Below are 17,818 nucleotides of genomic sequence, written 5' to 3'. Positions count from 1 at the left end.
GGCACTGTCACGTTAAATTGCTCGCGACGTAAAACAGTGGGGGGCAACGCGCTTGCTCAGAAAACGGGCGGAACTTGGGTGATCTCTGTGAAGCGATGCCAGGCGGCGAAGCGTGTAGCAAGCTGTTTGCGATAGAGCGAGGCGCGTAGCAGGTGTCGCTTCAGCGCGAAGTGCTGCCGGATCGGACCGAAGCTCGATAGGAAAGCCTGCGTGCGCTCTGGATCGCGAAAGCCACGCATGCGTCGCTCGCGTTCGCGGGTCGGCTGATGACTGTTTTCGGCCCGGTTATTGACCCGCGCGCTGGCTTTGACAAAGATGTGCTTGACGCAAGCCAGTGCGGGAATCTCGGCTTTCGCCGCCCGATAGCTGCGCAACTGGTCAGTAACGATCTTGCGCGGTACCTCAGAGCACGCGGCAAGCACGCGCCTGAAAAACCGCTTCGCTGCTGCCTTGTCGCGGTGCTTCTGTAGCAGGATATCGAGTTCAGCACCGTGTTGATCGACGGCGCGCCACAACAGGTAAGGCTCACCGCGCAACGTCACAAATACTTCGTCAAGGTGCCATGTGGTGCCGGGCTTGCGACGCCACGCTTTCACACGGTGTGCGAAGCACGCGCCGAACTTATCGCACCAGCGTCGTACCGTTTCGTAGCTGACGATAACCCCGCGCTCGAACAGCAGCTCTTCGATATCGCGCAGGCTGAGCTGGAACCTGAAATGCCAACGCACCGCGCAACTGATGACCGATGCGGGAAAGCGATGACCGTGGTACAGCGATTTTGCATTTTTCATCATGCGATCTTACCCGACCATCTCGATAACGTGACAATGCCTCTTGGCGTACCGCAGCCGCGTCGATGTGCCGGGCGCGGTACGCCTGTCCATCTCGTTGAAAAATGACTCAATGTGCGCGGCATCGAAGGTGGCAACCGACACACTTTTCTCGTTGATGTGCCGAAGAAAGCGGTCAAACATCGCGGCGTGTTGCACCCGCGAGCGGGCAGAGAAGGGTTTACGGTCGGCCCCGACAGCGTCGGTCTCCTGCCAGAGTCGATAGGTGTCCGAAGGTTCTGACAACCAGAGAAAGTTCGTGTCCATTCTGACCTTATATACTGAATTTGCGTCCGGCACCGACCAGACGAATCTTCGATTCGTCAGAAAGTCTTTAGAGGGCAGCGGCGGTCTCGCACCGCTGCACATCGCATTTTCGGTTTTTTGACGCCGCACGAGAATGAACTCTATATCGTTAATGCGAGCGTTTGTAACCGAAAGAGGGTTGTTTCTGTGCGTGATTGCGGGTTTTGCTGAGCGACAGGCCCAGAGCAATTCGCTGCATGCCGCGGGCGGGTGCTCGGGTACGCGGCAACGAGCCAACGAAATGCCCGGAAATTTAATTGTTGCACCGGTGCAAGTCGAGTCGTTGCACCGGTGCAATTCTGTTCGATCGAGCCGCGAGTCTCCTGGGCAAAAAATTCGCATAATGCGAACCGCCTGCCCGTGGCGGGGGGTCCCTGTGGGTTGAAGTGCTGGCTTCGGGTAATATCTGCACGTGCAAAAATATGAAGATTGAGATCGATCCATGCAAATGCGCCCGCTGTTTCGCCTTCTAGCCCTTGCCGTTATCGCCACCACCACTGGCTGCTCGGACAAGTCCGCCCCGAACGCAGACAACTTCGCCGCGGCCGTCAATCAGAAATTGGCATCTAGCCAACCGCGGTGCCTGCCAACTGGAGTCTGGCCGGCGACAAGCGATCCCACGGACCACGGGAACCCTTACGCGTTTTATGACGCCGGGATGGGGTTCGTGCAGGCTGGCCTCGCAACGGTGAAGGAGGAAGGACCGAGCTCTTCAACGAGCTTTCGCAAACAGGCGATTTTCACGCTGACCGACGAAGGGAAGAAGCTGCTGGTTCCGAATGAGCGACAGCCGTTTCCCGGCAAGCTCTACGGCGCATTCTGCTATGGGAAAGCAAAACTCACGAAGGTCCTGAACTGGGACGAACCGATGAAACTGGGCGGCACCATGGTCACGACTGTAACGTACTCCTACGAAATAACAGACATACCGAAGTGGGCGGAAAACAAACAGCTTCAGACGTCGTTCCCAGTGTTAGGCACCGACGTCACAGGCAGGGGGAAAGCGAACCTTGGTGTTTCGTTGACCGATGGGCATTGGCAGCCTGCCACCTGACTTGCTCGCCGGGGCTAGTGATCGGCCATAAGCCGGCGGCCTTTGCCATAACAGGTTATCGAACGTGGCTGGTGGCACCGAACGTGCCGTCCTTGGTCAGATCGAGACTTCCGGAGCAGACCCGAAGCCGCCAGCGTAGGGGCTGAGGGTATGCATCGACCCTTGCAAACTTAACGCTTCCCCCTCCAAAAGCTTGACTGAGTCACTCAGGGCGTGAAGCGGTCACGCACCCGGTATTGCCCGCAATGACCGTTCTTTGCGATCCCACGGCCACTTGCCCGACTCCGGCTTTCAAACGGTCAAGCTCATGGCTTCTTCGACGGCGGCGAAAAACGGTGATCGGGAGCAGTTGCTAACTGCGCTGGAGATATGCGTCAGTCTCCGAGTCGTTAGTGATTTTTTCACGCGGCAGTGATACCGAAAACACTGTCTGCGTTTCGTCGGACCGCGATTCAATTGCGCCGTGATGAGCTCTGGCGATTTCGCGGGCTATATACAATCCCAGCCCCAGGCTGGTTTCCGCGCCTGTTGGGGTCTGGCGATCCGGGCCACGGGTCAGCGGATCGAAAATGCACTCGAGCGTCGCCTGCCCAATGGCAGGTCCCTGGTTGATGACGTCTATACGCACCTGCGTTGTATCGCCAGTCGCGTCGACCGTGACTGGAGCGTCCTTCGCCCCGTACTTGATTGCATTGAGAACGAGATTCTGCAGCAATTGCTGCAGGCGCTGGCCGTCCCAGGTGCCCCGTAAATCTCCACTAACGTTGAGAAGGATCTGCCTGTCGGGATGAATGGCACGGAGTTCGTCCAGTTCTTCGGACAGCACCTGGGTCAGATCGATGTTGCGGGGCACCACGTTGATCCCCAAGCCCAGTTTGGTCCTGCTGAAATCGGTCAGATCGTCGAGCAGTGCCTGCATCCGCGCTCCGCTCCGGATGAGGCGGGCCGCGGCTGCCCCCGGCGTTGAGTGCCGCGAGATAAGCTGAGGTCATCTGAATCGCCTGCAGAGGGCTGCGCATGTCGTGGCCGAGCATGCCCAGAAGAAGGTTTCGATCCTCCTCGACCTGTGCTGTGAAAAAGGAGATGGATTCGGCAAGCGCCTGGTCGATCGCTTCGCTGAAGCGGATGACGTCGTCCAGCCTTGATTCGCCGGGCTCACAATCATCCATCCACAGTCGAAGCACGCTTGCGCGCAGGGCGCGATACTCGGCGGCAATCTGGTTGATGTTGAAGCCGGCCCGTGCTCTAAGAAGAGCATGTGTTTGCGCGGCTGTTTCGGTCGCGTCAATCGGGGAAGGGGCTCGCCCCACGGATTTCTGGAACTGCGCGTCCCGGCTCTGCGAAGTTCGCAAATCCTTTGCGATGGCCTGGAGGATCTGCTGTGCATGGTCGCGCAACCCCGACGACTGCATGTTCGCCGCCGCGGGCAGCAGTGTGGCGGCGAACGCCTCCCACTGCGTCAGGATCGGCTCCTCGTTTTGCGAAATAAAATCAGCAAGCCGCATGGACTCCCCCTCGACTGGAAGGACTGGCACAGGCAAACAGGCGGCGTTCCAGGTTACCCGGGCCATTGCTACCGCCTGGCTGACGTAGTTGGGCGGGAATAGCCCGTGCTCGCAGCCAGGAACATTGAGCCTACCAGAAGCGCTTGCGCGTATGAATCCGTTCCTCCCCACTGCGCGATGGACGTTGCGCACCCTCCCTCAGCGACAGGGAAACGAACCGCCTCGCCTGCTCGTGATCGACGACGATGGAAAAGGGGCGGAAGCAATTGCAGCCGCGCTGTCGGCATCGGGATACGGGGCCCGATTTGCCGTGGGTGTCCCCGCGGCGTTGACCGCCATGGCTGCGTGGATGCCGGAGATCGCATTGCTCGACATCAACGTGCCCGGCACGGACGGATTTGGACTCGCACGCGAATTGCGACATGACGCTCGTACCCAGCATCTGGTCCTTTTGGCGTTCACCGCCTATGACGAGATCACCGTCCGTGCAAAAGGCATTGCGGCCGGCTTTGACGGGTACGTCCAGAAAGGTGCCGCTCCTGATCTGCTGTTGAAGCTGCTCAGACAGATTGCATTCAGCCCGGATGTCCTGGCTCATTGAGTGAAGGAATTTGTGTCCGTTCGGCCCTTCGCTGCCCAGCACTCAGGTGTGCCGAGGTGGGCGCGGGGCCAACGGCGAACGCATCAAATCGACCCACTCCGGCCAGATAACTTTCTTCGAACCGGTCAGTCAACCAAGTCTAGGTTTTGCGAAGCGGAGTGCCGATAAGCGGCCGTTGGCGACCTCACCTAATCGGCCACTTCCGGTCGTTCGACCGCGCTCTCGGCGCGGACATTCGAACGTCAGTTCCGCTCAGCTATGAGACTTTGCGGCACCAAAATGTGTCGTCCTGCTTCAGCGGCCCGACTGGCGATGGCGATGCGCAACGTGATCAAAGATTTGAACACTGGCATTGGCGCTGTTCGAGCCGCGCGTCAACTGCTGACTGGGGCGTCACAGTACAGGACTGCTTCTCTCGATAACAATCAGTCTTCCTGCGCAAGCCGAAACAAGACGTCAGCGAGGGCACGAATCTTGGACTGTACGGCTCGTTGAGATGGATAGACGACGAAGTACGACAAGCCGTTTTGCGCCACGTCGATAAAAGGCGTCACCAGTGTCCCAGTCCGCAGGCGGTCCCGCGCCATTCGGGGATCGCCTATTGCAACGCCATGCCCTTCCGCCGCAGCGGTGAGCGTCAATTCGAGGGTATCAAAAACGAGTCCACGGTCCGCGTCGATGTGCCGTGCCCCAACGCTTTCCAGCCAGCATCGCCACTCCTCATGGCCGTGCCCAGGATGGAGCAATGTGACATGGGCAAGGTCGGCTGCCGAGCTAAGTGATGCGGCCATTTCGCTTGTGCACATCGGTGTGAGTTGCTCGGCAAACAACGGAACCGCGTCCATACCCGCCCACTGCCCGGTTCCGCGAACAACGATGGCGTCGACGTCAGGGATAGTGAAATCTGGCGTGTCGTCCGCCGATGTGGAGATGCGGAGCTCTGTTCCAGGCAACGCGTGATTGATGTCTGCCAACCGTGGGAGCAACCAGCGAATCGCGAACGTGGATGGCAACCGCAGGGTGACGATAGACGCTGTCCTGGCGTGAATGTCTGCGTGCTGAACCAGTTGCGTGAGTACGCTTACGGCCACGGTCAACAGTTCGCTTCCTTCCGCCGTCAGCGTCAGCCCCGACGCATGGCGCACAAAAAGTGCACACCGGTAGTGCGCTTCCAGTTGCTGGATCTGACGGCTCACCGCGCCCTGCGTTCGACACAGATGGTCAGCGGCTTTGCTGATGCTCCCGAGTTGCGCCCCGGCGATGAATGCCTGGAACGCTGTCAGTGGCGGCAGCGCCCGCGTAAGGTCGGCCAATGGATATGCATGGGTTGCATACCCGGGTTGCGGATTTTTCGATTGTTTGGTCATCGGTGCATCGCTATCGTGCCTGTATCGGATGCGCATCCGCTCTAATGCGCGGAGTTGTCAACGAATGATTGGAGAATGAAGATGGCCTCATCGTCGGAAGCACTATACACGCGGCAGGTTCGCAACTATCTCGGGGAGTTGGAGCGCGGCGATATCGCGGCGATCTGCGCCTTGTTCACGCCGGACGCCCAAATCTTCTCGCCGTTTCTCGGCTGGATGCGCCCAGCGCCATTCTTTGCGAAGGTCAACGCAGCGTCTGGAGAAAGCAGAATAACGCCTATCGACATCTGCGTTAGCACGATGGGGGCCCGACGTGCGACCGGTTACTTCGTCTATGATTGGGGACTAAAGGATGGCTCCGCGGTGCGTTTCGAGTGCGTCGATGTTTTCGAATTCGACGACAACGGGCTAATCGAGCGGATGATCATCGTCTACGATACCCATCCGATTCGCAGTACGGTAGGTGACAAATACGCGTAGCCGAATCGATGTGTTAAAGCAATGTGGCGGGAGGCGGAAGTTGCTTGTCAGCGGCCGTTGACGGCGCTGAAGATTGAATGACGGGTTAGGGGTGGCGGATTCAACCGGTCGATGCAACACAATGAACGCTGCATGAGCGGCGGGAGTGTTGCAAATGAAACAGCGACACCGGATTTACTACAGCGAGAAGCAGAAAGCGCTGATGTGGGAGCGCTGGCGAAAGGGTGAGTCTCTCGAGCATATCGCCCAGCTCTTCGATCGCCACCACTCGTCCGTGCAGCGGATCATCGGCGAAGCCGGTGGAATCCCGCCGGCAAAGCGACATCGTTCGCGGCTGGCGCTAACATTAGCCGAGCGGGAAGAGATATCGAGCGCGCTTGTTGCTGGCGATTCGATCCAGTCAATCGCCAGTCGGCTTGCGCGGGCTCCCTCTACCATCTGCCGCGAGATCAAACGCAACAGTGGGCAGGATGGCTATCGGGCAAGTCACGCCGATCAGCTTGCCTGGGATCGGGCGCAGCGGCCCAAAGTCTGTAAGCTGGTCGAACACCGGATGTTGGCACGCATCGTGGCAGACAAACTTCAACTGGAGTGGTCGCCCGAGCAGATCGCGGGATGGCTCAGGCGCGCGTACCCGGACAACGAGGATTACCACGTGTCACACGAGACCATCTACCGCAGTCTCTTCATCCAGGCCCGTGGTGTCTTGAAGAAGGAATTGCTCGAACATTTGCGGCGTACCCGGGTCATGCGGCGTTCCCGCCATTACACGCAGAAGACGGGCGACCACGGCAGGATCCGCGACACGGTGTCGATCAGCGAACGTCCAGCCACGATCGAGGACCGCGCAGTGCCGGGACATTGGGAGGGTGATCTGCTTTGCGGCAGCGGGAGCAGCCAGATTGCGACGCTCGTCGAGCGCCAGACACGCTATGTGATGCTGGTGAAGATTGCCAGCAAGGACAGCGAGGTGGTTGCCGATGCGCTCATCAAACATGCCTGCAAATTGCCCCAGGAACTCTACAAATCGCTAACCTGGGATCGCGGCACTGAGATGGCCAGCCACAAACGCTTTACTGTTGCCACGGACATTGCCGTCTACTTCTGCGACCCACAACATCCCTGGCAGCGTGGGTCGAACGAGAACACGAATGGACTGTTGAGGCAATACTTCCCGAAAGGTACCGACCTGTCGGTGTATTCACAGACTAGGCTCAATGCTGTGGCGAGACGGCTCAATGAACGTCCGAGGAAGACACTGAATTACGAAACGCCAGCCGAGCGGTTTAACCAAACTATTGCATCGACCGGTTGAATCCGCCGGTCGGGCACCGTCAGTCCGCTCGTCAAATGGATCGCCCGAAAGCCGACAGTGGAGTTTCGCTGCCTGGAAACGGCCAGTCGTCAGTGCGCAGTCCCGACCCCACAACGGCCCTTTACAATTCGCAAAACCGGCCATTTGCGATGAGTCGAGCGTAACCGGAAGCCCCACACTCCTGCAAAAGCTTCCGGACAATCTGTCGACGCCAACCGCCAGGTGACCTACGATCGCCGTATGTAAGCCTTTAACCCCGCGGCGATTGCCGCGAACGTCACCGCACAACGCGTGCTCTCGCGTAGATCCTCGTGCATGGCGACCCAAGTGTCCATCGCCAAAGAAAAACTGGCCGATAGCACTGGTACAAGCGCCTTGTCCTGCAGGGCCAACGCCGATTGGCATACTCCAATGCCGAAGCCCGCGCGGATGGCGCCTAGCTGGGCCAAGTCGCTATCGGCACGAAACGCCAAGGCAGCGCGCGAGAACAGCGGGAATTGATCCTGGAACTGGCGGATGAACGCGTTCTCGTTATCAAAGCCGACGATCGCATGGTGGGACAACTCATCGATCGATTTCGGTGTGCCGTGCGCTGCCAAATAGCGTTCGTGAGCATACAAACCGAGTTTGATGCCGCCTACGCGTTTGGCCACCAATGCTTCCTGCGTGGGCCGAAGCATGCGCACCGCGATGTCCGCCTCCCGATGCAGTAAATCATCCACCTTGTTCGACAACACCAGTTCGATCGCCAGTTCCGGGTGCTCGTTGCGCAATGCAGCGAGGATAGGCGGAAGCACCTCGACGCCAATCACCTCGCTCGCGGTCAATCGCACCGTGCCGCGAACGCCTGCACCATGGCTGGAGGCCACCCGAAGCAGTGCTGCCGAGGTCGCGGCCACGCCGGCCGCATAGGGCTTCAGTTCGAGCGCGGCGTCGGTAGGCGCGAAGCCATCGAACGAGCGCGTGAAGAGCTTTAACGCCAGTGCCGATTCAAGACCGTCGATGTGACGGCCAATCGTCGGTTGAGTCGTACCCAACGAGCGCCCCGCCGCCGACAGTGAACCTGTCTCCAAGACCGCCAAAAAAGTGCGGTACCACTCCCAGTTCGGTTCGCGTCGATTCATGGCTATGCATTTTTTTATAGGTCCCATGCGATTTTAGGCAATTTTCGTTTGACCGTCTAATGCGCAAACTACGGACTCCAGCAGCAACGTCGATCGAAGTCCACGGAGCCAGAAATGAACATTGCAGCCATCGACGCCCGGACATCGCCCCGCCAAGGTGCCTGCGTCACAGCCGTATGGACGAGGCGGGTCGTCGGCGTGCTATTCGCCGCTTCCGTGGCAGCGCTTGAAGCCTGCCTACGGGCACCGGTTCAACCCGTTCTCGACGTGTGTCTGGTGGCTGTGCGCTCTCGTGCCTTGTCGATCTCAGCTGCGATCTTTCGCCCTCGTTCTGAACTCTCACCGAAAGGAGAATAATCATGTCCAACGTAGCACTATTCGGCGCAGCCGGCGTCATCGGTCAAAGCATTGCCTCCGCCCTCAGCAGCAGAGGCTGTCCCTATCGCGTCGTCGGCCGTACGGAAACCAGCCTGCGCAAGGCATTCGGCGCTGATCCGCTCGCTGAGATCGTCACCTGGACCCCGGATTCGCCCGCCTCCGTGCTGGCCGCAGCAAAGGGAATCGAGACGCTGATCTATATGGTCGGCGTGAACTACTGGCAGTTCGAACTACATTCCGAACTGATGCGCAGGACGATTGATGGTGCGGTCGCCGCCGGGGTCAAAAACATCATCCTGATCGGCACCGTGTACCCGTACGGCATGACAGAAGCCAACCCGGTTCGCGAAGACCACCCACGTGAGCCGCACACGTTCAAGGGCCGCATGCGCAAGGCGCAAGAGGATCTACTGATGCAAGCGCATGCCGACGGCCGCGTCAACGCAACGGTCCTGCGCTTGCCGGACTTCTACGGCCCTGGGGTGGAAGCCAGTCTGCTGCACCGCGCGGCGCAGGCTGCGGTGAACGGCGGCACCGCAGACATGGTCGGGCCGATCGACCGCCCGCACGAGTTCGTCTTCGTACCCGACGTCGGTCCGGTGGTTGCGCGGCTGATCGATACTCCCGCCGCGTTTGGGAAGATCTGGAACCTCGCGGGCGCGGGTGTCACGACGCAGCGCGAACTGGTGTCGGAGATGGAACGCCAGACTGGCAAAAAGCTCAAGTTGCGCGTGGCGGGCAAGATGATGCTTCGACTTGTTGGCCTGTTCAACCCTTTCATGCGCGAGATGGTCGAGATGAACTACCTGATGACCGACCCACTGATCATGGACGATTCGGCGCTGCAGCAGCTGATCGGGCCGATCCGCAAAACGTCCTATGTGGAAGGCATCCGGCAGACGATCGTCGCCGCGTCGAACACCCGTGCGCTGGCCACCGCAGCGTGAGGATCGCCATGAACGACTTCACTTCCAGCGCAGTCGCGCGCTTCATCACCCGTGCGTCTGTTGGTACGGCCCTCGTGGTAGTCGCTGTGGTGCTGCTCGCGGCAAGACAGGCGCACGCGGGAAGTACAGTAAGTATCGATCAGGCAGCTTCGGTAGTGTCGCGCCATGACATCGACATCGACGCGCCGCTCTCAACCGTGTGGGCGGTTCAGACAAACATCTCGGCCTGGCCGGCGTGGCGGCCCACCGTGACTGCAGTCAACTTTGACGGGACGCTGGCGGTCGGATCGGCATTCGAATGGGAGGAAGGTGGCCTGAAGATCACGTCGACGATCCAGCAGATCGTTCCGGAGCGACGAATCGTCTGGACAGGCCCGGCGCAAGGAATCTTCGCGGTGCATGTTTGGGAGTTCACCGCAACGGGGCGCGGCGTCCACGTGCACACTGAGGAGTCGTGGAGTGGTGAAGTCGTGAGGGCCAACGTCTCGACTCTGCAACCAATGCTGGACAAAGCCCTGCAGGATTGGCTGGCGCGGCTCAGGCAGGTAAGCGAAGCTGACTCGCCGCAACGCCAGTGGAGCACTCAGTGAGCGCTTGACCCGAGACATTGTTGCAAACCTGGGCGACTTCGGCTGATGACCGCTCCTGGCCGCTTGCAGCAGTGCCGGCGGCAACTAGCGTACCGAACAACGGCCATTGAGCGAGGGCGGATGAGGCGTCAGTTAGCCGAACTGGACGACGACCTCTACCGGCCGCTCGTGGCCGACTTCAGCCTGAGCGAGATATCGCGCTCAATCGACAAGAGGTAACTGCGGATCGCTGGTCCTATCGGCCACCGGAGATTTCGGCGGAGGAAGAGGGTGGGCCTCCGCGTGCATTGCTCCCACCGGATGACGTTCAAAAAAGAGCACGCTTCGTTGATAGATGGGTGTTACCTCGCTTGCGCATGTCGGAAACTCCGTATTTAGGGGCATTCACATTCGCTCACTGCACGTTCGCGGTACCATCGATCGCAGCAGGCGCACGCATGCTCTGACCTATCGTCTGAATTCACTTCTTCATCGTCCTCCGGGAGCTCGAGCAGCGCGTTCGATTCCGCCTCGGACCATGCCGCGGATATGGCATCAGTCGCTTTCAACCCATAATCCTCCGGGCACTCAACGATCGCATCGATCTCTTCAATGATGAGTTCGCGTACGTATGCGTTCTCGTCCTGCCCGAACCGTCGCCACGCGCGCTCGACGAAGTGGTGCACCATCACGACGGATCGCGCATCTATCTCAATCGCTATGCGGATCTTCAGAAATGGATCACTCGCCCATGGGGACTGCCACCGACCAACCAGAAACTTCGCGCTCATCATTCAATCAACAGGATGTCATTCGCACCAGCATACCCGGCACAGACGGTAGTCAAGTTCACGTACTCGTTCAATCGACAAGCGGCAGCTGCGGATCACCGGGTCTGTCGGCCACTGGCGATTTACGCGGGGGAAGGGGGTATGGTTCCGCGTGCATTGCTTCGACTGGATAGAGCTTCAGAAAGGAGCGCGCTTCATCGGTCGATCCGCAGGAGAGCCAATCGCCATACTGCGCCGGCGGGACGATGACAACGGAGCGCTTCTCTGCGCCGGGCCTATGAAAGCGCTTCATCAGCGGATGCTCATCTGAGTTCACCGTGAGCATTGTGAACGAGAGGTTATGCGAGCCGTCGACTTCCTTCCAGGAGCGCCAGAGCCCCGCGATTGCCAGTGGATCGCCGCTTGCCGTGCCGATTCTCCAACGCACCGCCTTGCCCGTCTCGTAGTTCGGTTCAAAAACGCACGACATGGAACAAGGCAGAGTTGGAGATTCTTCCATGCGCCGCTGAAGCTGCGTTTCTCCCCGACTGATTCTGAACGCGCGTTCATCGTATCGAACGCCTTCACGCCCGGAGGGATATGCCGCCTTGGAACGATGCCGAACGAAGCCCCAACTGTTTCGAACGCGTCGCCGCCGCGCCGGAAGATGGGCGCGTAGTAGTCCTTGTAGATCTCACGCTTGTAGTCGAAGTCGGGCTCCGGGAACAAGCTAAAAGCGTCCCAGGCGTCGTTAGGATTTGCTTCGTAACTGGTGCACATCAGTTCTCTCCGATATCGCGCCACGTTTGGCCACCGCTGGCCGGCAAAAAGGCCCGTGAGATATCGCCCCGGGCCCGCTCGCATCCATCGGACCGCCATCGAACCGGACGGGCCTACGCACGTTGTCCGCACGATGCTACACGTTCCGGCACTACTTGGAAGTAGCTGCAACACAGAGAAGCGCGTAATATACTGTACATCCATACAGTATTTTTGCCAGCTCCCCAAATGTCAGCGCTTCCGAGGCACGTCGAGGAAATCCATCCGTCGCTCTGGCGAGCCAGCCAGCTCGCGCGTTCGGCTGGACGGACTGTGTCCACAGGACATGACCACCTCTCGCGGGAACTGCCCGGGGGAGGGTGGCCCGTCGGTGCGCTGACGGAGTTGCTGCTCTCGCAGCCCGGGATCGGCGAACTGCGCCTCCTTCAGCCGGCGCTCAGTGCGGCAGCGAAACGCCCGATCGTGCTGATCAACATCAACCCGCCGCACAATCCCGGTGTCATCGGACTTTCGTATATCGGGGTACCGGTCGACAAGCTGATGACGCTGCAGCCTCAAAATGCGGCGGACGCGCTTTGGGCGACGGAACAGGTGCTGAAGGCGAACACATGCGGTGCAGTATTGCTATGGCAACAGCACATGCGCGCAGATTCGCTCCGGCGACTGTCGCTGCATGCGCAGGCCTCCGATGTGCTCTTCATTGCGCTTCGGCCGCTCATCACCCTGCACGACGCTTCGCCAGCAGCGCTGCGCCTGGCGCTGCGACCCGCGGTCAACGGCATCAACGTCGAAATCATCAAGCGAAAAGGGCCGGTCGGCATCGAGCCATTCGACCTCGTCCTCAAGCCGTCACCGGTCTTGCTGAGTCCGCACGGCCGCATGACCCGTCCCGCGCGCAAGGTCGCCCCGGTTCAGTCACCGCAGCCCGAGACGGTGGACTAAGAGGCGGCGAGGGCAGGGCGGTGACTGCCAGAAGGCGATGATCAACAACCTTGGCCACAGAAACGGTTGGATAACCATGCATATGCTTGTCACCCCGATGCGGCAACGTGGCAGGAAGCGCGGCAAGCACGAGGTCCAAAGCGCGGTGCCGGTCCAAGGCGACCTGATCGTTGGCCAGGAGAACTCACAGGAGCTCGGACGCTACACCGACGTGGCGCGCTTCCAGACGAGCGGCGCCGCGGATGCGCAACCGCTGCATTTGCTACTCGATGTGCGGCTCTCGCACATGGGGCCGCTTGGCTTCGTGCTCAGCGGCATCGAGCAGATTGACGGCGTGAGCTACGCGCAGTCGTGGTATTGCAAGGCACCATGATTGGCGTTCAACCTCACGGATCCACCGCCCGAGCGATGGATCATTTCGCGCATGGCGAGGGTGAGAAGACCCAGACGCCGGCACCGACGATTCCGGTGACGACCGCACGCTGGCTCGCCGTCGGCCAGCGCGCTTCGTTTCGGTACGGTTCTTGCGAAACCATTATGTCCATTTGAGGGAGGCTCATCATGGCAGAGCAACATCGCCCCGGCGAGATCGTCAAGACGTCGGGCATTTACAAGGTTGTTCGCGACGGAGACGGCGGTGCGCAGTTCGAAGTTACCTGTGTTGAGGGCGAGCACTTTCCGCCGACGCGCAGTGGCAAAGGCGCACTTTACGAGCTTGTTCACGGGGCAACCCATTCCCACAAGCACAGTGAACTCGGTGCGAAAGACTAGACATGGAACGGGAGCCGCGCCAGCGCCGTTCCCGACGTGCTCCCACCATAGAGGCGTCCGACGAAGCCGGGTCCGCGTTGGCGCGCTACGGGCGCAAGCGCAATTTCCAGGCGACGCCCGAACCGGCGCCAGTTAAACGCGGCCGTGCGCGCCGGGCCGGGCCGCTGTCGTTTGTCATCCAGAAGCATTGGGCGAGACGTCTGCATTACGACTTCCGACTGGAACTGGACGGCGTGCTGATGTCATGGGCCGTGCCCAAGGGACCGTGCTTCGATCCGGCCGAAAAGCGGACGGCTGTCCACGTCGAGGATCATCCGCTCGACTATGCCTCATTCGAGGGAGCTATCCCCGCGGGAAACTATGGGGCGGGCGACGTCGTCGTCTGGGACAGGGGCACATGGGAGCCCGTGGGCGACCCACGAGAGGGCGTGAGCCAGGGAAAGCTGGTCTTCCGCCTGCACGGCGAAAAACTGGCCGGTCTTTGGGAACTCGTGCGCACGCCAGGTCGTGATACCCGCCAGGACGCTTGGATCCTTTTTAAGAAGCACGACGAATGGTCGAAACCCCTTGCCGAGTACGACGTCATCTCAGCACTGCCCGACAGTGTGATCGAGAAGCCACTTGGCCTTCTCGAGGACCGTACGGAGTCCGCCAGTGCACCCCACGGACAGACGCCCGATCTTTCTCGCGCGGTGCGCGCAGCCATGCCGGTGCGAATCGAACCGCAGCTCGCATCGCTCGCTACGACGCTGCCAACCGGAAACCAGTGGCTGGTCGAAACCAAATTCGACGGCTATCGCCTGCTTGCCCGCATCGAGGACGAACGGATTCGGCTCTTCACGCGTGGGGGCGAGGACTGGACGAAGAAATTTCCGGAAATTGTTCACGAGCTCGTCCAGATCGTTACCGCATCAGCATGGCTCGATGGGGAAATCGTCGTGCTTGTCGATGGCAAACCGGACTTCGGCGCTTTGCAAAATGCCTTAAGTGCAAGGCGGAGCGCACAGATCGTCTACTTTGTGTTTGACCTCATGTACCTGGACGGGCTAAGCCTGCGCGACGTACCGCTTTGGGCGCGGCGTGCGTGTCTCAGCAGGCTCATCGGTGACGGCAGCGACCGAATTCGCTTCAGCGAAGACTTCCAGGCGCCGGCCGCCCAGCTCCTGAAGGCTGCCTGCGAGATCGGGTTGGAAGGCATCATGCTGAAAGATCGGAACTCGCCCTACACGTCCGGCAGGACGCAGACATGGCGAAAGGGGAAGTGTCGACTGCGCCAGGAGTTCGTGATCTGCGGTTTCACCACTCCGGAAGCTGCGCCGAAGCTTCTGAGCGGCCTGATTGTTGGTTATCACGTGGATGGCAAGCTGCGGCCGGCCGGACACGTAGGGACCGGATGGGACTGAACCGCCCCGGGTTTCCCGGAGACTATTTTGCTTGAGTCATGCCACGGCGGCAGACCCAGCGAGATTTGCATAATAAGCGGCTTCGGCCTGCGCGGGTGGAATGTTGCCGATGGGGCCGAAGAGCCGACGATTGTTGAACCAGTCCACCCATTCGAGCGTCGCCATTTCAACGGCCTGCAGATTGCGCCACGGTCCGAGGCGATGGATGACCTCTGCCTTGTACAAGCCGTTGATCGTTTCAGCCAGTGCGTTATCGTAGGAGTCGCCCACGCTGCCCACCGACGGCTCGATGCCCGCCTCGACCAGCCGATCCGTATAGCGGATCGATACGTATTGCACGCCGCGGTCGCTGTGATGGATCAGCCCGTCCTGCTGCGCCGGCTGTCGTTCGTACAAGGCCTGCTCCAGTGCGTCCAGAACGAAGTCCGTGCGCGCCGAGCTCGACACGCGCCAGCCGACAATGCGTCGGGCGAACACGTCGATGATGAACGCGACATAGACGAAGCCCTGCCAGCTCGATACATAGGTAAAATCTGAAACCCACAGCGCATTGGGCCGTTCGGCCGTGAATTGCCGCTTCACCAGATCCTTCGGGCACGGCGTCGAACCATCGCTCACTGTCGTACGTACCGTCTTGCCCCGCACCACGCCGCGCAGGCCCATCTGCTTCATCAGCCGCTCGACCGTGCAGCGCGCCACGACAATGCCTTCGCGCTTCAATTGCGTCCAGACCTTGTCTGCGCCATAGACCTGGAAGTTTTCTTCCCACGCGCGCCGGATCTCATCCTTGAGCATCCTGTCACGCTGGGCCCGCGGCGGCACCAGGTCAGGATTGGCGCGGCGAGCCACATGGGTGTAGTACGTCGACGGTGCGATTGGCAGCACCCTGCAGATCGGCTCGACCCCGTAGACGTGCCGGTGATCATCGATGAACGTGATCATCACTTCGGTCGGCGGTCGAGCTCCGCCTGTGCGAAATACGCTGACGCCTTGCGCAGGATTTCATTGACCTGCCGAAGCTCACGTACTTCCCGCTCCAGTTCCTTGAGCCGATCCTGCTCCTGCGTACTCGTGCCCGGGCGCAAACCCCGATCCCGCTCCTCCTTGCGCACCCAGCTACGCAGCGTCTCGCCCGAGCAGCCAAACTTCGCCGCAATCGACGCGATCACTTTCCATTGCGATTCCCGGTCGCCTTGATGTTCCAGCACCATTCGCACAGCCCGCTCACGCACTTCCGGCGAGTATCTTGGGGATTTCTTCTTCGTGTTTTCCATAGCTCCATTTTCTCAAGAAGTGGAGTCTCCGGAAAACCCGGGGCGGTTCACACGCCAGCCTTGAGCGCCAGCCCGGCCACCGACGCGCCAGGCTGCTCGCACGCCTCAATCAGTCGCCGCTTGCCATCGGGATCAAAGCAGCGCCGACCGCCTTCGTCGACGTGCGTGACTTTAAGGGGAAGGAAATCAAGTTCGTCTGAGGTCATGTTGCGTCCGCAAGTTGAGGGCGGATTCAACCGGTCGATGCAATAGTTTGGTTAAACCGCTCGGCTGGCGTTTCGTAATTCAGTGTCTTCCTCGGACGTTCATTGAGCCGTCTCGCCACAGCATTGAGCCTAGTCTGTGAATACACCGACAGGTCGGTACCTTTCGGGAAGTATTGCCTCAACAGTCCATTCGTGTTCTCGTTCGACCCACGCTGCCAGGGATGTTGTGGGTCGCAGAAGTAGACGGCAATGTCCGTGGCAACAGTAAAGCGTTTGTGGCTGGCCATCTCAGTGCCGCGATCCCAGGTTAGCGATTTGTAGAGTTCCTGGGGCAATTTGCAGGCATGTTTGATGAGCGCATCGGCAACCACCTCGCTGTCCTTGCTGGCAATCTTCACCAGCATCACATAGCGTGTCTGGCGCTCGACGAGCGTCGCAATCTGGCTGCTCCCGCTGCCGCAAAGCAGATCACCCTCCCAATGTCCCGGCACTGCGCGGTCCTCGATCGTGGCTGGACGTTCGCTGATCGACACCGTGTCGCGGATCCTGCCGTGGTCGCCCGTCTTCTGCGTGTAATGGCGGGAACGCCGCATGACCCGGGTACGCCGCAAATGTTCGAGCAATTCCTTCTTCAAGACACCACGGGCCTGGATGAAGAGACTGCGGTAGATGGTCTCGTGTGACACGTGGTAATCCTCGTTGTCCGGGTACGCGCGCCTGAGCCATCCCGCGATCTGCTCGGGCGACCACTCCAGTTGAAGTTTGTCTGCCACGATGCGTGCCAACATCCGGTGTTCGACCAGCTTACAGACTTTGGGCCGCTGCGCCCGATCCCAGGCAAGCTGATCGGCGTGACTTGCCCGATAGCCATCCTGCCCACTGTTGCGTTTGATCTCGCGGCAGATGGTAGAGGGAGCCCGCGCAAGCCGACTGGCGATTGACTGGATCGAATCGCCAGCAACAAGCGCGCTCGATATCTCTTCCCGCTCGGCTAATGTTAGCGCCAGCCGCGAACGATGTCGCTTTGCCGGCGGGATTCCACCGGCTTCGCCGATGATCCGCTGCACGGACGAGTGGTGGCGATCGAAGAGCTGGGCGATATGCTCGAGAGACTCACCCTTTCGCCAGCGCTCCCACATCAGCGCTTTCTGCTTCTCGCTGTAGTAAATCCGGTGTCGCTGTTTCATTTGCAACAC

The 17,818-nt window shown here is 60.1% G+C and carries 18 protein-coding genes, 3 pseudogenes and 1 other annotated feature; of the genes and pseudogenes, 11 read left to right on the top strand and 10 right to left on the bottom strand.

The genetic code is table 11. The features are described from left to right. Nucleotides 1-56 precede the first annotated feature (56 nt). A complete protein-coding gene (locus QFZ94_RS32865; RefSeq protein WP_429462106.1) occupies nucleotides 57-791 on the bottom strand; it encodes an IS6 family transposase in 735 nt (244 codons plus the stop codon). A 9-nt stretch (nucleotides 792-800) separates the two neighbouring features. Further along, the gene (locus tag QFZ94_RS32860) at nucleotides 801-1,097 is read right to left on the bottom strand and encodes a hypothetical protein (RefSeq protein ID WP_429462104.1); all 297 of its coding nucleotides are present in this window, start codon (nucleotides 1,095-1,097) and stop codon (nucleotides 801-803) included. Here QFZ94_RS32860 and QFZ94_RS32855 point away from each other — a divergent pair. After that, on the top strand, nucleotides 1,090-1,218 hold the full coding sequence (locus QFZ94_RS32855; RefSeq protein WP_429462102.1) for a hypothetical protein: 129 nt from the start codon (nucleotides 1,090-1,092) through the stop codon (nucleotides 1,216-1,218). The two genes, QFZ94_RS32860 and QFZ94_RS32855, sit on opposite strands and share 8 nt — an antisense overlap. A gap of 360 nt (nucleotides 1,219-1,578) precedes the next feature. After that, nucleotides 1,579-2,190 (top strand): hypothetical protein, encoded by a 612-nt coding sequence (locus QFZ94_RS32850; protein WP_429462100.1) that lies wholly within the window; start codon nucleotides 1,579-1,581, stop codon nucleotides 2,188-2,190. Between the two features lie 352 nt (nucleotides 2,191-2,542). Here QFZ94_RS32850 and QFZ94_RS32845 read toward each other — a convergent pair. Next, nucleotides 2,543-3,695: pseudogene (locus QFZ94_RS32845) on the bottom strand (ATP-binding protein). Between the two features lie 232 nt (nucleotides 3,696-3,927). On the opposite strand from QFZ94_RS32845, the gene QFZ94_RS32840 reads away from it, so the two are divergent. Beyond that, nucleotides 3,928-4,296 carry a response regulator gene (locus QFZ94_RS32840; protein WP_429462098.1) on the top strand — a complete coding sequence of 123 codons (369 nt, stop codon included), beginning with the start codon at nucleotides 3,928-3,930 and terminating at the stop codon, nucleotides 4,294-4,296. A 425-nt stretch (nucleotides 4,297-4,721) separates the two neighbouring features. Here QFZ94_RS32840 and QFZ94_RS32835 read toward each other — a convergent pair whose 3' ends face one another. Then, nucleotides 4,722-5,663 (bottom strand): LysR substrate-binding domain-containing protein, encoded by a 942-nt coding sequence (locus tag QFZ94_RS32835; RefSeq protein WP_429462096.1) that lies wholly within the window; start codon nucleotides 5,661-5,663, stop codon nucleotides 4,722-4,724. An 81-nt stretch (nucleotides 5,664-5,744) separates the two neighbouring features. On the opposite strand from QFZ94_RS32835, the gene QFZ94_RS32830 reads away from it, so the two are divergent. Continuing rightward, complete coding sequence (locus tag QFZ94_RS32830; protein ID WP_429462094.1) at nucleotides 5,745-6,143, top strand: nuclear transport factor 2 family protein; 399 nt, start codon at nucleotides 5,745-5,747, stop codon at nucleotides 6,141-6,143. Between the two features lie 154 nt (nucleotides 6,144-6,297). After that, nucleotides 6,298-7,458: an IS30 family transposase gene (locus tag QFZ94_RS32825; protein WP_429455971.1), complete on the top strand. Its 1,161-nt coding sequence runs from the start codon at nucleotides 6,298-6,300 to the stop codon at nucleotides 7,456-7,458. Between the two features lie 227 nt (nucleotides 7,459-7,685). Here the strand turns inward: QFZ94_RS32825 and QFZ94_RS32820 are convergent, their stop codons facing one another. Continuing rightward, a complete protein-coding gene (locus tag QFZ94_RS32820; RefSeq protein WP_429462092.1) occupies nucleotides 7,686-8,582 on the bottom strand; it encodes a LysR family transcriptional regulator in 897 nt (298 codons plus the stop codon). Nucleotides 8,583-8,941: 359 nt separating this feature from the next. Between QFZ94_RS32820 and QFZ94_RS32815 the strand changes: the two genes are divergently transcribed. Together QFZ94_RS32815 and QFZ94_RS32810 are read left to right on the top strand one after the other, a co-directional pair. Beyond that, a complete protein-coding gene (locus QFZ94_RS32815) occupies nucleotides 8,942-9,907 on the top strand; it encodes an NAD-dependent epimerase/dehydratase family protein (RefSeq protein ID WP_429462090.1) in 966 nt (321 codons plus the stop codon). A gap of 8 nt (nucleotides 9,908-9,915) precedes the next feature. Next, nucleotides 9,916-10,497, top strand: coding sequence for an SRPBCC family protein (locus tag QFZ94_RS32810; protein ID WP_429462088.1), 582 nt, complete (start codon nucleotides 9,916-9,918; stop codon nucleotides 10,495-10,497). Between the two features lie 374 nt (nucleotides 10,498-10,871). Here the strand turns inward: QFZ94_RS32810 and QFZ94_RS32805 are convergent, their stop codons facing one another. Continuing rightward, nucleotides 10,872-11,267: a hypothetical protein gene (locus QFZ94_RS32805; protein ID WP_429462086.1), complete on the bottom strand. Its 396-nt coding sequence runs from the start codon at nucleotides 11,265-11,267 to the stop codon at nucleotides 10,872-10,874. A gap of 70 nt (nucleotides 11,268-11,337) precedes the next feature. Then, nucleotides 11,338-12,026, bottom strand: a pseudogene (locus QFZ94_RS32800) (SOS response-associated peptidase). 228 nt (nucleotides 12,027-12,254) lie between these two features. Between QFZ94_RS32800 and imuA the strand changes: the two are divergent. The 4 genes from imuA to ligD all read left to right on the top strand — a co-directional run bounded on the left by imuA (nucleotide 12,255) and on the right by ligD (nucleotide 15,142). Continuing rightward, a complete protein-coding gene (gene imuA, locus QFZ94_RS32795; protein ID WP_429462084.1) occupies nucleotides 12,255-12,968 on the top strand; it encodes a translesion DNA synthesis-associated protein ImuA in 714 nt (237 codons plus the stop codon). A gap of 76 nt (nucleotides 12,969-13,044) precedes the next feature. After that, nucleotides 13,045-13,341, top strand: a complete 297-nt coding sequence (locus QFZ94_RS32790; RefSeq protein WP_184143835.1) for a hypothetical protein — start codon at nucleotides 13,045-13,047, stop codon at nucleotides 13,339-13,341. 188 nt (nucleotides 13,342-13,529) lie between these two features. Next, complete coding sequence (locus tag QFZ94_RS32785; RefSeq protein ID WP_184143781.1) at nucleotides 13,530-13,739, top strand: hypothetical protein; 210 nt, start codon at nucleotides 13,530-13,532, stop codon at nucleotides 13,737-13,739. A gap of 2 nt (nucleotides 13,740-13,741) precedes the next feature. After that, nucleotides 13,742-15,142, top strand: coding sequence for a non-homologous end-joining DNA ligase (ligD, locus tag QFZ94_RS32780; RefSeq protein WP_429462082.1), 1,401 nt, complete (start codon nucleotides 13,742-13,744; stop codon nucleotides 15,140-15,142). A 36-nt stretch (nucleotides 15,143-15,178) separates the two neighbouring features. On the opposite strand, the gene QFZ94_RS32775 is transcribed toward ligD, so the two are convergent. The 3 genes and pseudogenes from QFZ94_RS32775 to QFZ94_RS32765 form a co-directional block, all read right to left on the bottom strand. Then, nucleotides 15,179-16,416, bottom strand: a protein-coding gene (locus tag QFZ94_RS32775) for an IS3 family transposase (protein WP_429458928.1) whose coding sequence is annotated in 2 segments (ribosomal slippage) — nucleotides 15,179-16,113 and nucleotides 16,113-16,416 — 1,239 coding nt in all. Because the reading frame shifts where the segments join, the coding sequence is not laid out codon by codon here. Continuing rightward, nucleotides 16,010-16,126, bottom strand: a sequence feature (AL1L pseudoknot). It overlaps the preceding gene by 117 nt. 50 nt (nucleotides 16,417-16,466) lie before the next feature. Then, nucleotides 16,467-16,622, bottom strand: a pseudogene (locus QFZ94_RS32770) (IS66-like element accessory protein TnpA); the annotation flags it as partial. A 26-nt stretch (nucleotides 16,623-16,648) separates the two neighbouring features. After that, nucleotides 16,649-17,809, bottom strand: coding sequence for an IS30 family transposase (locus QFZ94_RS32765; RefSeq protein ID WP_429455971.1), 1,161 nt, complete (start codon nucleotides 17,807-17,809; stop codon nucleotides 16,649-16,651). Nucleotides 17,810-17,818: the final 9 nt, after the last annotated feature.

The organism is Paraburkholderia sp. JPY465, from assembly GCF_050436725.1.
Lineage (GTDB): Bacteria > Pseudomonadota > Gammaproteobacteria > Burkholderiales > Burkholderiaceae > Paraburkholderia > Paraburkholderia youngii.
The sequence above is the reverse complement of the archived record's forward strand: the minus strand, read 5'-3'. Positions and strand labels throughout refer to the sequence as shown.

Excerpts from the sequence above, each read along its gene's own strand:
- QFZ94_RS32825 (WP_429455971.1), top strand. The coding sequence starts at position 6,298 with ATGAAACAGCGACACCGGATTTACTACAGCGAGAAGCAGAAAGCGCTG.
- QFZ94_RS32790 (WP_184143835.1), top strand. The coding sequence starts at position 13,045 with ATGCATATGCTTGTCACCCCGATGCGGCAACGTGGCAGGAAGCGCGGC.
- QFZ94_RS32765 (WP_429455971.1), bottom strand. The coding sequence starts at position 17,809 with ATGAAACAGCGACACCGGATTTACTACAGCGAGAAGCAGAAAGCGCTG.
- QFZ94_RS32820 (WP_429462092.1), bottom strand. The coding sequence starts at position 8,582 with ATGAATCGACGCGAACCGAACTGGGAGTGGTACCGCACTTTTTTGGCG.
- QFZ94_RS32785 (WP_184143781.1), top strand. The coding sequence starts at position 13,530 with ATGGCAGAGCAACATCGCCCCGGCGAGATCGTCAAGACGTCGGGCATT.
- QFZ94_RS32810 (WP_429462088.1), top strand. The coding sequence starts at position 9,916 with ATGAACGACTTCACTTCCAGCGCAGTCGCGCGCTTCATCACCCGTGCG.
- ligD (WP_429462082.1), top strand. The coding sequence starts at position 13,742 with ATGGAACGGGAGCCGCGCCAGCGCCGTTCCCGACGTGCTCCCACCATA.
- QFZ94_RS32830 (WP_429462094.1), top strand. The coding sequence starts at position 5,745 with ATGGCCTCATCGTCGGAAGCACTATACACGCGGCAGGTTCGCAACTAT.
- imuA (WP_429462084.1), top strand. The coding sequence starts at position 12,255 with ATGTCAGCGCTTCCGAGGCACGTCGAGGAAATCCATCCGTCGCTCTGG.
- QFZ94_RS32865 (WP_429462106.1), bottom strand. The coding sequence starts at position 791 with ATGAAAAATGCAAAATCGCTGTACCACGGTCATCGCTTTCCCGCATCG.
- QFZ94_RS32850 (WP_429462100.1), top strand. The coding sequence starts at position 1,579 with ATGCAAATGCGCCCGCTGTTTCGCCTTCTAGCCCTTGCCGTTATCGCC.
- QFZ94_RS32805 (WP_429462086.1), bottom strand. The coding sequence starts at position 11,267 with ATGAGCGCGAAGTTTCTGGTTGGTCGGTGGCAGTCCCCATGGGCGAGT.
- QFZ94_RS32815 (WP_429462090.1), top strand. The coding sequence starts at position 8,942 with ATGTCCAACGTAGCACTATTCGGCGCAGCCGGCGTCATCGGTCAAAGC.
- QFZ94_RS32835 (WP_429462096.1), bottom strand. The coding sequence starts at position 5,663 with ATGACCAAACAATCGAAAAATCCGCAACCCGGGTATGCAACCCATGCA.
- QFZ94_RS32860 (WP_429462104.1), bottom strand. The coding sequence starts at position 1,097 with ATGGACACGAACTTTCTCTGGTTGTCAGAACCTTCGGACACCTATCGA.